General features: G+C 51.0%; 10 protein-coding genes. 6 read left to right on the top strand and 4 right to left on the bottom strand.

The genetic code is table 11. The features are described from left to right. Window positions 1–94: 94 nt before the first annotated feature. Both NW862_RS09790 and lpxD read left to right on the top strand, forming a co-directional pair. Window positions 95–613 (top strand): DUF4330 domain-containing protein, encoded by a 519-nt coding sequence (locus NW862_RS09790; protein WP_414336026.1) that lies wholly within the window; start codon window positions 95–97, stop codon window positions 611–613. 15 nt (window positions 614–628) lie between these two features. Continuing rightward, window positions 629–1,678 carry a UDP-3-O-(3-hydroxymyristoyl)glucosamine N-acyltransferase gene (gene lpxD, locus NW862_RS09785; protein ID WP_414348727.1) on the top strand — a complete coding sequence of 350 codons (1,050 nt, stop codon included), beginning with the start codon at window positions 629–631 and terminating at the stop codon, window positions 1,676–1,678. A gap of 39 nt (window positions 1,679–1,717) precedes the next feature. On the opposite strand, the gene NW862_RS09780 is transcribed toward lpxD, so the two are convergent. Then, the gene (locus NW862_RS09780; RefSeq protein WP_414336030.1) at window positions 1,718–2,167 is read right to left on the bottom strand and encodes a DUF1499 domain-containing protein; all 450 of its coding nucleotides are present in this window, start codon (window positions 2,165–2,167) and stop codon (window positions 1,718–1,720) included. A 103-nt stretch (window positions 2,168–2,270) separates the two neighbouring features. Here NW862_RS09780 and NW862_RS09775 point away from each other — a divergent pair, with 103 nt between their 5' ends. Together NW862_RS09775 and NW862_RS09770 are read left to right on the top strand one after the other, a co-directional pair. After that, window positions 2,271–2,966 carry a Uma2 family endonuclease gene (locus NW862_RS09775; RefSeq protein WP_414336032.1) on the top strand — a complete coding sequence of 232 codons (696 nt, stop codon included), beginning with the start codon at window positions 2,271–2,273 and terminating at the stop codon, window positions 2,964–2,966. A 41-nt stretch (window positions 2,967–3,007) separates the two neighbouring features. Further along, window positions 3,008–3,754 (top strand): Uma2 family endonuclease, encoded by a 747-nt coding sequence (locus tag NW862_RS09770; RefSeq protein WP_414427136.1) that lies wholly within the window; start codon window positions 3,008–3,010, stop codon window positions 3,752–3,754. A gap of 41 nt (window positions 3,755–3,795) precedes the next feature. Here NW862_RS09770 and NW862_RS09765 read toward each other — a convergent pair whose 3' ends face one another. From NW862_RS09765 to NW862_RS09755, 3 genes are all read right to left on the bottom strand, one after another. Further along, window positions 3,796–6,489, bottom strand: a complete 2,694-nt coding sequence (locus NW862_RS09765; protein WP_414338792.1) for a class I SAM-dependent methyltransferase — start codon at window positions 6,487–6,489, stop codon at window positions 3,796–3,798. A 36-nt stretch (window positions 6,490–6,525) separates the two neighbouring features. Beyond that, complete coding sequence (locus tag NW862_RS09760) at window positions 6,526–6,822, bottom strand: hypothetical protein (protein ID WP_414427135.1); 297 nt, start codon at window positions 6,820–6,822, stop codon at window positions 6,526–6,528. Between the two features lie 665 nt (window positions 6,823–7,487). Then, complete coding sequence (locus NW862_RS09755; RefSeq protein WP_414427134.1) at window positions 7,488–8,165, bottom strand: type IV pilin protein; 678 nt, start codon at window positions 8,163–8,165, stop codon at window positions 7,488–7,490. Window positions 8,166–8,564: 399 nt separating this feature from the next. Here NW862_RS09755 and NW862_RS09750 point away from each other — a divergent pair, with 399 nt between their 5' ends. Together NW862_RS09750 and NW862_RS09745 are read left to right on the top strand one after the other, a co-directional pair. Then, complete coding sequence (locus NW862_RS09750; protein ID WP_414427133.1) at window positions 8,565–11,510, top strand: methyltransferase domain-containing protein; 2,946 nt, start codon at window positions 8,565–8,567, stop codon at window positions 11,508–11,510. A gap of 51 nt (window positions 11,511–11,561) precedes the next feature. Beyond that, on the top strand, window positions 11,562–12,893 hold the full coding sequence (locus NW862_RS09745) for a hypothetical protein (protein WP_414427132.1): 1,332 nt from the start codon (window positions 11,562–11,564) through the stop codon (window positions 12,891–12,893). Window positions 12,894–13,002: the final 109 nt, after the last annotated feature.

Raw genomic sequence — 13,002 nt, 5'->3', positions numbered from 1 at the left:
CGCCCTGGCCTGGATCCCTTAGGCCAAGCAGGAGAGGCCACCTGGGGAGCAAACCTGCCTAGAATCAAAACAGTGTGTTGGAGGAGAGGGGGCTATGCGGCTCATTGACGGACAGGGACGTCTTTTGGGAAAAGTCAGTCTCCTAGATCTGGGGGCGCTGGCGATTGTGGTGGCGGCCATTGTCGCCGTTTTGTTTTTGCCAGGGCGGCAAGCGGGCAGCGTCGTCCAGGTGGGGGGCGGCCCTACCCTGCCGGTGGAAGTGGACATGATCGTGCGGGGGGTCAGCAGCCGATCCCTGGAACCCTTTCAAGTGGGTCAGAAGGCTGACTTGATCATCCGCAACCAGCCCTACGGCCAGGTGGAAGTGGTGCGGATAGAAAATGTCAGCCGCACGGTTCCGGTGGTTTTCCCCGATGGACGGGTCGAGAACTTGCCTGACCCAGAGTCCTACCGCTTTGATCTGGTGTTTACCTTGCGGGGACGGGGCCAGCGGACCGAGAACGGCATTGTCCTGGGCAACAACCGCGTCAAAGTTGGCGTTCCCCTGGAGCTGGAGACTTTTAGCTACAACTTGCGCGGCACTGTGATGGATGTGCGGCTGTTGCAATCGTAGAGGACACCAACCCTGATGCGGCTACAGGAGATCGCCCAAAAATTGGGATGCGCCTACGAGGGGGATCCCACCCTCGAGATCCACGGCGTAGCTAGCCTGGCGGAAGCTCGCCCAGGCGAGTTGAGCTTCCTCAGCGAAGACCGCTACTTGCCCCTCTTGGAGCAAACCCAAGCCAGCGCCGTCATCGTGGGCGAATCTATAGCTTTACCTCGCCCCATCCCCTGCCTGCGGGGCAGGGATCCCCGCTTGCTCTTTGCCCAGGCCATCGAGCTGTTTTACCAACCCTATCGCCTGCCCACCGGGATCCATCCCACAGCCGTGATCGATCCCAGCGTTGAGTTGGGAGAGGGGGTGGCCATTGGGCCGCATGTGGTGGTGATGGAAGGGGTGAGGATCGGCGACTACACCCAAATCCACCCCAACGTAACCATCTACCCCTACGTGCGGATTGGATCCCGGTGTCAGCTTTTCGCCAACTGCGTCATTCACGAGCGCACGGAGATTGGCGACGATTGCCTCATCCACAGCGGCGCTGTGATTGGCGACGACGGCTTCGGCCACATTCCTCTCCCCGATGGCTCCTGGCGGCGCATGCTGCAGGCGGGCCGGGTGGTGCTGGAAGACGGTGTAGAAGTGGGCAGCAACACCACCATCGATCGGGCCGCCGTCGGGGAGACCCGTATTGGCCGCGGCACCAAGATCGACAACCTGGTGCAGATTGGCCACGGTGTGCGCACGGGATCCCACTGCTTAATCGTCGCCCAGGTGGGCATTGCCGGCAGCACCCAGTTGGGCCACCACGTCATTTTGGCCGGGCAATGCGGCCTGGCCGGCCACCTGCACATCGGCAATGGCGTGCGTGTGGCCGCTCAGACGGGCGTTACCAGCGACATCCCTCCTGGCCAAACAGTGGCCGGCTACCCCCATCAGCCCATTGCCGAATGGCGCAAGAGCATGGCAGTTCAGCGACATTTGCCTGAGCTGCAGCGGGCCCTGCGCAAGCTAGAAGCCCGTGTGGCCAAGCTAGAAGAGAACCATGCAACAGAGGAATCGGAAAGACCCTAGCCAGGAGTCATCCACCTTTCTCACCCCAATGGCGGTGCTTTACTCCTGTGACAACAAGGACTGCAGAGTGTTCAGGTACTCGTTGATGTTGCGCCGGTTGCCGCCGAAATCGTATTCCCCAATACGGCCCACCGAAGTGATGTGCAGACGAGTATGGCCGGGATCCCCTTCGATGGGCGATAAGGAAACCGTCAGATCGTCCACGAACTTAAAAAAGTTGGTGCGGGAGATCCCTTTCACTTCCAGCGCCTCGGCATTCACAGACAGCAGCTCGCCTCGCTTCCAGACTTGAAAAGCCTGTTCAGCCGCCTTCAACACCTGCTCTGGACTGGCTGCAACCACAACCTCCTGTTGGGCGCGGTTGTAAGGGGATCCGCCCAGAGTGGCTGCTTGCACAGGGGGGATCCCGCCTGCCCAAGCAAAAAGCAGCACTGCCAAGAGCACCAAAGGTTTCCAGAAAGACATGAGAGCAGGAAAAGAGGTTTGCACCCCCCATTATGCTTCCTTTTCTAGAACGTTTTTCCCCTTCCACTGCCAGGTTTGCCTATGGGCTAGCCTATAGCTCAATCAACTCACCCGACCTGCGTGCCTCATGTTGGCTCCAGAGAAAGTCCAAGAAAAGACAACTCCCCTCACCCGCCAGCAACTGGCGGAGCTCATGCCCTCGGCCCAGGGGCTGCTCAGCGATGAACCGGAAATGGAACACTCCCTCCACGCCCTGCAGCTTTTGATTCTGGTGAGCTGCCTCACCCGCCTCTGGCAGGATCGCAACGACTACTTCCTCGCCTGGAACCTCACCGTTTACTACAGCCGAGAGCAACTCAAAAGCAAAGACTTCCGCGGCCCAGATCTGTTTTTGGTCAAAGGGGTAGAAAACCGCCCCCGCCCCTCTTGGGTGGTGTGGGAAGAAGGGGGCAAGTACCCGGATTTGATCGTCGAGCTGCTTTCGGAATCAACAGCCAAGGTGGATCGGGGTGAGAAGCGGGAGCTTTACGAAAGGGTTTTTAGGACACCCGAGTACTTCTACTTTTCTCCCGAAACGCAGGAGTTTATGGGTTGGCGACTGAGGGGGGAACAGTACGAGGAGATTGAGCCAACGGAGCAGGGGTGGCGCTGGAGCGAGGTGTTGGGGCTGTACCTGGGCATTCACAACCGGCAGCTGCGGTACTTTTTCCCCAATGGTGAGCTGGTGCCCACACCAGAAGAAGCCGAAAAGATCGAACGGCAACGGGCGGAGCGCCTGGCCCAAAAGTTGCGAGAACTGGGAGTGGATCCCGATACTTTGTAAAGAAAACTGGCCAGCCCAAAATACCTATCGGAGAACTGGCAATGACCAACCCCAAACCGATTATTGAGGTGCCGGATCCGGTTAATCTACCCGACTGGCCCCCTACCCAAGACGAGCTCCCCTACGACGACGGCGTACCTATGGAAAGCTGGCGACACAAGTGCCAGATGGACTTGCTCATCTCCGTCACCCAAACCTGGCTGCAGCAGCGCCCTGATGGCTTTGTCAGCGGCAACATGTTCCTCTACTACAGCTTGGAGCAGACCCGCAGCCGCAATTTCCGAGGGCCTGATTATTTTGTGGTGCTGGGAGTGCCCAAGGGCGAGCGCAAAAGCTGGGTGATCTGGGAGCAGGGCAAAGGGCCAGACGTGGTGATTGAGCTTCTTTCTCCCAGCACTGCCCAGGATGATAAGACAAGCAAAAAGCAGCTTTACGAGCAAATTATCCGGGTGCCGGAGTACTTTTGGTTTGACCCGTTTGAGCCGGAGGACTGGGCGGGGTTTCGGCTGATGGGCGACCACTATGAGCCGATTGAAGTCGATGCAGAAGGTCGCCTGCTGAGCGAGGTTTTGGGACTGTACTTGGTGAAGTGGGAGGGCAGGTTTCGGGACATCGAGACCACGTGGATTCGCTGGGCCACCTCTTCTGGGGAACTGGTACCCACCGAGGCTGAACTGGAGCGGCAGCGAGCAGAGCAAGAACGGCAACGAGCTGAGCAGGCCGAACAACGGGCAGATCGCCTGGCCCAAAAGCTGCGGGAACTGGGGGTGGATCCCGATGCACTTTAAAGCCTCCCCCCCTCAAGAGGGTTGAGGATAGGCGGCAAATCCTACTGAGCAATCAACAAAACAGGCAGCTTCTGGACAGCTGGCCGTAGTCCTTTGGGAAAACGCTCCCGCTTCAGAGGGTAGCGGTAGTTCATATGCTGAATCAGCCTCTCCCACTGCCAAGGGTTCAAGCCAGACACCACAGAACAAAGCGGCTCCTCAGCTACTTCCTCTCCTTTCTCCATAAGTTTGAGGATTACATTCCCCGCCGCCATTTCTAGTGTTTGATTGGCTAGCTGTGGATCCGGATCCCCTGGCAAAATAAGAGCATAGTCTTTTGGATTTGGGCTTAGCAAGATCTGCTCCAGCAGCTTCTCCAACTCCTGCACAAGCTGCTCCGCTTCTAGCTCCCAGTAAGGGAAAAGAACGACGTTAAACTTGCTCAGACGGATCCCTTGCGGAAGTGTAGCTTCTGTTAAGCTATCTCTCACTACTGGCAGGTTCTCAGCCAGGCTCACCCAGACTCCGGTATAGTCAATACTATGTAACCGAAAGAAAGCCCCAATTTCTCGTTCAAAGTCGTGGACAGCTTCTCGACATCCCTGCCAATGTCCGTAATCATCGATTTGGATAAATCCTTGGGAGTTAACCTGCTCATAAAGATTCTGAAAGATATCCATTGTGGACTGGTACCAGTCAGCGTCCGCGTGTAGAAAAGCGATCTCGCCTACCTGGTCACGGTAAGCTGGCAATGTGTCAGCAAACAGTCCTTGAACAGGAACAATGAGATCCCAAACTCCTAGTTCCCTGCTGATTACCTCCAAGTTCTCCGAGACAGGAGCCCCCAAAGCTCCAGCTCCATAGGGAGTATCATTGGCAAGAAATCCTCTGTAATCTCGGTCTACTTCTGTTGGCTGAGGCATTCCTGAGAAGGTGTCGAAAGCGTAGACTTTGCGGGGTCGGCGGCTGTAGTTTTTGATCACCCAAGCCAGCAGTGCAGAGCTGCCTCCTCTGCAAACGCCACACTCAACAAAGTTCCCAGGGATGTCTTCTTGGCAGACTCGCTTGGCTAAGGTGTAGAGATTCCAGAGACGCTCAAAGCCCAAAAGGGTAAAGGCCTTAACCTTTTCCAAAACTCTCAATAACTCAAGGTTGCATACCGGGTATCCCTTCAAATGCTCTGGTAGTGTCCAATCAACAGCAGGATCCGGAATATGCTCCACAGGCTGGACGTTACCCCGCCAAGCGACGCCCATGATCTGCATGGTTTGGTAAATCATCGTGTTCCAGCCTCGAGCCCTTAGGTGGTTTAAGCCCTCAGCTACATCCGGTGAAGCAAGGTCATGAAAGAGAATTAGAGCATCTTCAGCAGCGTAGCGGTCTGCCACCTGAGCATCTAGCAGAGGAGCTGGCGCGTCATGATTTCCATCGATGTAGATCAAAGACCAGCGGCGGTTCTTTTCCCGAGCAATCTCTTCTGCCTTCTCTGGGCTGTAGCCGGGATACAGGTTGACATTGGAGCGAACTCCTGCCAAGCGGAGAGACTGATCCACACTTTCATAAATCTGAGGATTGGCCAGAGCAGGATCCACTACATCAAGAACAACTCCTCCCGATGCAAGGTGAGCAGTTGACCAACCTAGCCAACACCCAATCTCCAAAGCAGGTTTTCCTTGGAACTTAAGAGCGGTATTGTACAAGATATGTGCTTCATCTCGGCTAACAAAGCCAATAAGAGGTTGACGTAAGTCTGCGTGCGAAAGATGGGGAATCTCTTTTCGCAAGTAGGGCCAAGGGTGAGAGCTTGGATCCACTACAGTCATTAGAGGGAAGCTATAGTCAAGATGTATTCTCCTCTGGTTATTCGATACATAGTCATATCTTTTAATCGGGAGAGAGTTCTTGCCTGGATATCGTAAGCTGGCTTCAACCTTAAAACCTTCAGTTGTAAGTACAATATGAGTTGGTCTTGTCTTAGCATCGGCCGTAAGATGTACAATCCCTATTGGTTCGTGAGGCGGAAAAGGATCCACCCATAGCCTCTTTTGAGGATCCCATAAAGGTAGCTGATAGTGAGCCAACCAATTACAATTGAGTGGTAGAAGCTCAACTCTATCCAAACCTAAATCCTTGTAGATAGAAACATTTAAAGCAAACTGATCCGTCCATAAATCGAAGCATCTGAGGATAGCTTGCTCTACTCTTTTTCCCCATGCCGACCAGTGAATAGATTGTCTAGCTCCGGAGAATACACCAGCGTTCAGCAATGGCTCTATATCTAGACGATTAAACTCGGTGTGATGGAAGTATTTGTGGTAGTGCCAGGTTATCCAGGTTTGCATCCAGAATCTGTTGACATGCTTAGCTACTAACTCGGTAACTATTGAAAATCCTTTTCTTTTTGCTCCTAGGGTGAGTAGCTCAATTGCAGACCAATCTTGGAGCCAAGCGTCTGCGTCAATCCAAATATAAACCTCGTAACCTGGAAAATACTCAGGTAAGAATGGCCTGGATGCCAGAGCTTTAAGGTAGTTAGGTTGGCTGTTACTACTTGGGATATCGTAATTCCAACCTGGCTCAATAATATGGTCAACGTACTGACTTATCCACTGCAACTGCTCTAGCGTGCAGCCTGTATCGAGAAATCCAATGTCCACAGAATACCCCTGCGGCTTTTCCCGGATAGAGAGGATAGTCCCCTGGACTAACTCAAAAAACTTGCTGTCTGCGCTTGTAACAACGATAGTTGAGTTCATGACTTTCGCATCTCCTCTCTTTTCAAGAGTCTACTCCTAAGCTCTGCGCAGATAGCAGAGGGATCCTCTTTGACCAGCTATGATCTCCCCCTGCCAGATCATGTGAGAAGGATCCAGCATCTGGTCAATCTGCTTGCGGGCTTGCTCCGAGCCAAACTCCACATAGATGACCTTGACGTCTTTGAGCCATGGCTCCAAACTAGCCAACACCTCTACCCCTTGTCCACCTATAGCCACCCTGAGCACATCGATGGGCTCCAGATCCAGCTTCTGTAGGGCTGTCTTGGCTTCGCGGAAAGGAAGTCCCCTCTGCTTTCTAGCTCGTTTAGGCATCCTCTGACCAAAGACAGGAAGAGGAAATCTTATCTTTATTGTGCCCTCTCAAGCCTGGTTAGGGTCTCAGTACCTCCAACCCTCGCCCTCTTCCCTGGTCAACTAGCTCTGCTGGGCTCTATAGATTAGCTACAGAAGTCAGGCCAAGTGAGAAAGGATCCCTTGACCCTCAACCTAGGATCAGCCATGGGTAGCTCTGCCATTTCTCAAATAGCAATAAAACATCTCCCTAAATCGTTATTGCTACGCAACGCTGTCGCAAACGGGCTGGCGGCGTCGAGCCCTTGGATCGGCAGCAAAGGCGTCTCAATCTCGTTTGAAACGACCATAAAGTGGTGAGATGAGCTATTTTGGGCCTCAAACTTTCCAAACCTGACTAAGTGAGAAATTAGACACATCCTGACAACCCTTTTTGCAGTGGTCACTACCTCCACCAGGAAGAACCCCCGTTCCTGCGCCGGCTTTGCGCGGTAGGGTATGAGCTTGTGTTTGCACCTCACAGATCTCCAGAAACGCTGCTTAGGATGGCAATCCAAAGAGTGTCATTTGCCAGCCGAGAACCCCCTGCTGATTTCTAAAAAAAGCTCCCCGCGCACGGGGAGCGAAGTAGTTACTTGGTCTACATTCCCGCTGCTTCCTAGCTGTTGTTGCTATTGTGATGGTTGTTAGTTACCATCACCACCATCATTACCACCACCACCACCATTATTGTTGTTGTTGTTGTTGTTGCTAGAGAATTTTGTAGCAGTGTCAGTGGTCACATTGTCATCATCTATTGACACGTCGTCCGGCGCGGCGCTTGTAGCGAAAACATTGCAAGACTTTCCGACAAAGTACTCGGATCCGGTAGCTACGATCTGCTCACCCCGCCCAAGGCCGATCTCACAGAGGATGGGGTGGCCACCAGCGTTCACATAGGCAGGGTTAACCTCTGTATTACCAAGAACCGCCATGATCAAGCCGCGCTGAGCGGGGGTATCCACTGACATAGCAGGAGCGCCGTAGTTGGGAGCAGACCAAGCATCGTTCTGGTACTTATCCCCGTTAGGACCACACCAGGCACTATCGCAGCCAAGCTCAATCACTGAATATTCCGTAGGATACTGAGTCCAGTCCAGCCGATAGACCTCAGCGCCACGAGAAGCATTGGTCAAAGCGGCCTGGGCTTCTGCCACGCGAGAGCGACGGATCTGGTTCAGGAACTGGGGAATTGCAATAGCGCTCAAGACGCCTACAATTACAATCACCACTAGCAGCTCAATCAGCGTGAAGCCCTTGGCGCGAGAAAGCAAGAACTGAGAGAGCTTTGCGCGAAGTAAAGAGTAGCGCAGTTTTGCACTCATGATTCGTTACTCCCTTGAGAGTTAGAGGAAGGCTCGCTTGTGCCTTCTGTTGACACTACTAGACTACCCACCCCCGCTCGAGTTCATAACATCCCCCAGACAAGTCTTTGTAAACGTTGCCGAGAGTGCCCAGCCCGCCCTTGCCTATGGGCCCTGCAGGCGGAGCTGCCGAGCTCTTCTCGTTGGCCTCTCACAGATTCTGCCAAGGGGAACTAGGTAGCCACCTTCCTTTCCAAGCAGCTACAGTCTTGCCCACCGGGAAGCCTGCCCCCCCACGGTGCGAAGGTTAAGCTGGAAACAGGCCCACGCTACGGGCAAGTGTAGCCAACTCCCTTGAACTGCCTCAGCTCAGGGCTATGGCATAATAAGGCCAACTTGTCCCAGTGCCTTCCTGAGTCAATGCCACTTCCTGAATCTTTCACCTTAGAAGAGGTTGCTGCTCGAGGGCGAGCTGCCCTTGCCCGCTCCGAAATGGATTTTCAAGACTGGGCTAGAACCTATGCCAATGTTCTTTCCCCTCTGCAGTGGGGACAGGTGCTAACAAAAGTTATCTACCCTGACTTCAGCACCGACTGGAAGAATGCCCCGGGAACACCACAAGAAGCCACAGAAATAGCAATCCGTAAACTTCTGTACATAGAGCCCAGAAAGGTTTATCCTCTTTACAACGCTTTACTGAGAGTGGAAGGCATTTCTTTGCTTAGTCGAGAAAAGCTGATCTCGCTCATGCTCGAGACAGCTCGAGAAATAGCCTTCTTGGCTGGCAAGCAACCTATTCACCAGTCGAAAATCGTTTACGATCATTCATTAAAAATAAGAGAGCTCATCTTTGAGCTAGATCCGTTGCAGAAGTCTAATAATCTATTCTTGCTCTACGACGCCATCAAGAGAGAAGATGAGTTGGCAATCCTCACCTATGCGTCAGCAGTAGCTGAGAGTATAAGCTCTGGGCCAGAAATTGTCGACCTATCGGAAGAAATTACCTTCCTGGATGTTGCCCGCCATCTCTTGGACGAAGGATACTTGGAGGTCTTCTTTGATCTCCTAGAAGTCTTTGCCCAGAAAATGCCTCAGCCACGGCGTCGCTCGGTTATGGCGGCGCTATCCTTGCTCTCGGAGATTTATCTTCCTGAGAGGGCTGAATCCTACAAAGCACTCTCCACATCAAAAGATTGGCTGTCCGGCTTCGGGATAGAGCTCATTTATAGGCTGATGGAAGAATCGAAAAGTCTGGGGTACTCAGTAGTGGCAGAAAAACTACTTTCACTTGCCTCAGAGGAAGAAGAGAAATCTGCTAACTTCATCTATCTTCTAGAGAACGCAATGGCCTTGTTTGCCAAAGCAGCTCTCACAGACAAGGTAAAGCTTATTATTGACAGATTCCTGAGCTTGTGGCCACTAGAAAGTTTACAAGTTATAAAGGAGAAACTAATTAACCAAGAACCTGTAAACGACAATATTCAGAGTCTTGCTCGCGCTCTTATGTTTTCAGTCTGTTTTTTTATCAACTATGTTAGCGACGATAGAAAGACTATGCGAAAGCTAACTCAGATCTCTGCCGACATACTTTATTCTATTCTTCTATCTTACCGAGAAAACTTAGATCTGGATAGCTTCAGTAGCAGATCCCAAAACCTAGCAAATCAGCATCGCAGCTCCTGCCCTCGAAAGCTGAGAGTTGGCTACTTGGGTATATGTTTTATGAGTCACTCTGTAGGCCTAATGTCTCAACAAATACTTGCATCCCACGATACTGAGAATATAGAAGTCTATTACTACTACTTAATGGGCCTAGCGACGAAAGAAATTCTCTCTTCAGATCCTCTTTATCAAAATTTTCTCATTCACAAGGCTCATTTCCGTCAGTTTTCCAAAAACACAAGCCTAAAGGAGATTCTACGAACAATAAGAGACGACAATCTTGACATTCTTGTACATCTTGACTCACTGACAGATCGAATTAGCAACTATGTTATGGCATATCGTTGTGCTCCTATTCAGTGTAGCTGGCTGGGAGGAGACTCTTCCGGCTTACCAACTCTAGACTATTTCTTTGTTGATCCTTATCTACTCCCGGATGAGGCGAAAGAGGACTACCGGGAGGAGTTAATTCGCTTGCCTGCTTATGCTGCTGTTAGCCAACTTGCCGTAGATCCCCAAGATCATCAAGTATTTTCTCAAACGCTGAACATTACCCCTAAAAATACTCTCCTTTTTACAGCTGCTCATGCATATAAGCGCAATGACCAGTGTGTAGAAGCTCATTTGAGGATCTTACTCAATTCTCCCAATGCCGTACTGGTTGTAAAAGGCAAGGGGGAAGCTCCGTCAATGATTGAGATGTATCGAAAAAGAGCTAAAGAACTGGGAGTCGAGGATCGAATTCGCTTCCTAGCAAGAACAGAATACACAGGCTTACATCGTGGTCAGCTAGGGCTATTTGATTTGATGCTAGACACATTTCCCTACACAGGGGCCACTCATACAATGGAAGCCTTGTATATGGGCTTACCGGTGCTGACCTTAGTCGGTAGGCACTACTTTGGTCGAATGAGCTACAGCTTACTCAAGAATGTAGGTCTTGATGACTGTATCGCCTGGTCAATTGAAGAGTTTATCGAGCGTGGGATCCAACTAGCCAATAATCCAGAACTCCTGAAAAAAGCTAAGCAAACCATTCGAGATTCCTATGACAGATCGATAATTTGGGATCCAGAGCGCCTAGCCAGAGCCATGGAGAAGGTATACTTTGATCTTGCGTACAAGCATCAGCTAATTGAATCTGTTCCGCCTTTGCAAGAGAATCAAGCTGAGCCTAGGTCTACTCAGCGTATCCGCCTTCACATTGGAGGTAAAGAACCTCACCCCGATTGGAAGATCCTGGATATTCAGGCAAGGGAGCACGTCGACTACGTGGGAAATGCTAAGGATCTCAGTCAATTTGCCGATGGCTCCGTAGAGGCCATCTATGCTTCCCATGTCCTAGAGCACTTTGATTACATTCGAGAACTTCCAATTGTTCTCAAAGAGTGGCATCGAGTTTTGCGTTTTGGCGGCGAGTTGATGATCAGCGTTCCTGATCTGCCTACTCTTTGTCGTCTTTATTTGAGAGAAGGAGTCTCGCCTGAGGAGCGATTTAGAGTTATGCGCATGATGTTTGGCGGACAAACTGATGAATATGACTACCACAAGGTTGGCTTCTCTTGGGAGTACCTGTTTATGTTACTAACTCAAGCAGGTTTCAGGATCATTCGTAAGGTTGATAAATTTGGCTTATTTAATGATTGCAGTGACATGTCTTTTTTAGGCGAGCCCATTAGCCTAAATGTAATTGCGATCAAGTAGAGTAGCCTAGCAAGTTAACCGAGCTTAGGCTTTCTGCAGGTGTGTTTCTCTATGAGCTCAGCAATTATTATCACTGGTGCTGATTCTCATTTTTTTGACCTGGTTAAAGGAACGATTCTTTCTATTCGATATAAGCCGCAAGGTCAATTAATCGATATAGGCTTCTTTAACCTAGGCTGCTCACTTGAAGAAATAAACTGGGTTTTGGAAAACGTAAACTATGTTGTTGAGCCGGACTGGGAATACACGTTTCCTGGTATTGAGAATGCACCCTTATACTTGCGGGGGCTTCTGGCTCGACCGCACCTTCCTAAGTACTTTCCAGGCTATGAAGTTTATATCTGGCTTGATGCAGATGCCTGGGTTCAAGAATGGTTTGGAATTGACTTACTCATTCAGGGAAGTAAAAAAAGAGGCCTGGCCATCGTACCAGAGATTGATCGAGGAAACAGACTACTTTATGGATCAAAAGAACACTTAATCGAACTATCCAAAGCCTATAGGCATTACTTTCCTAACCTAAATGTTGATGATCTGCACACTTATCCTCTTCTCAACGCAGGTGTTTTCGCACTACTTTATAGTGCTCCGCATTGGAACTTCTGGGATCTTCGCCTTGCTCAAGCCTTAGCCAAAAGACCTTCGGTTCTAACTGACCAGCTTGCCTTAAACGTTGCCGTCTACCTAGACGGTTTATTGGAGGAAACAGAACTTCTGCCAGCTTACTGCAATTGGACCTGCCACTATGGCTTACCGAGGTGGGATCCAAAGCGCAGTTTATTTGTTGAGCCTTACCTACCCTACACCCCTATTTCCATCTTACACCTAACTAGCAGCAGCAAAAAACAGGCTAGTCATACACTACTCACCACGGAAGACGAGATAATTGACCTAAGCCTTAGGTTTCAACAGAGTAAAGCTTGTTTGAGGTGCAACTCTGGGCAAACTAGCCCTCTTGAAGAACATCTGGATACTGCTACTTCAGAAATTTACCTTAGCCAACTTAACCTGGTTCTCTTCCCAAACTGGGATCCCAGTTTCCAGGAAGCAACTATTTCCAGTCTGGAGCTCTTACTGGAGTTTATTCTGCTTAGCCCAAGCCCTCAGGATTATGCCCTGATTGTATCCGCAGAGCCAGACTATGGAATGGCAGACTCAGTCCTGGCAACAGCAGCAACTAACGTTGCCCTCAAACTAATCGAGTCAGGTTATGAGTTAAAGGGAGAGCCGTCTATTTCTCTGGTCAAAGCTCTCAATTCGGAGCAGTGGAAACGGCTGCTGGCCCAGGTCAACTATCACTATCCTCTTGCTCATGAGCAGATCCCAGCAGGGATCCAGCCTGTCTTGGATGGACTACCTCGCTTTGAGCTGCCGTCGAGATAGGGATCAAGCTAACCCGAAGAACGCAGGGACTCCATCAACTGCTGGGGCGTCATCTGCTCGTAGGGCTCGAAGGGCTGGTGGATCCAGGGGTTATCGGGCAGGTAGTCCA

This window comes from Synechococcus sp. H55.8 (assembly GCF_047462375.1).
Taxonomy (GTDB): domain Bacteria; phylum Cyanobacteriota; class Cyanobacteriia; order Thermostichales; family Thermostichaceae; genus Thermostichus.
Note: the sequence above shows the minus strand (reverse complement) of the source record. Positions and strands in the feature narration are given on the sequence as shown.

Coding starts and splice junctions, on each gene's coding strand:
- NW862_RS09790 (WP_414336026.1), top strand. CDS start 95: ATGCGGCTCATTGACGGACAGGGACGTCTTTTGGGAAAAGTCAGTCTC.
- lpxD (WP_414348727.1), top strand. CDS start 629: ATGCGGCTACAGGAGATCGCCCAAAAATTGGGATGCGCCTACGAGGGG.
- NW862_RS09775 (WP_414336032.1), top strand. CDS start 2,271: ATGTTGGCTCCAGAGAAAGTCCAAGAAAAGACAACTCCCCTCACCCGC.
- NW862_RS09770 (WP_414427136.1), top strand. CDS start 3,008: ATGACCAACCCCAAACCGATTATTGAGGTGCCGGATCCGGTTAATCTA.
- NW862_RS09765 (WP_414338792.1), bottom strand. CDS start 6,489: ATGAACTCAACTATCGTTGTTACAAGCGCAGACAGCAAGTTTTTTGAG.
- NW862_RS09760 (WP_414427135.1), bottom strand. CDS start 6,822: ATGCCTAAACGAGCTAGAAAGCAGAGGGGACTTCCTTTCCGCGAAGCC.
- NW862_RS09755 (WP_414427134.1), bottom strand. CDS start 8,165: ATGAGTGCAAAACTGCGCTACTCTTTACTTCGCGCAAAGCTCTCTCAG.
- NW862_RS09750 (WP_414427133.1), top strand. CDS start 8,565: ATGCCACTTCCTGAATCTTTCACCTTAGAAGAGGTTGCTGCTCGAGGG.
- NW862_RS09745 (WP_414427132.1), top strand. CDS start 11,562: ATGAGCTCAGCAATTATTATCACTGGTGCTGATTCTCATTTTTTTGAC.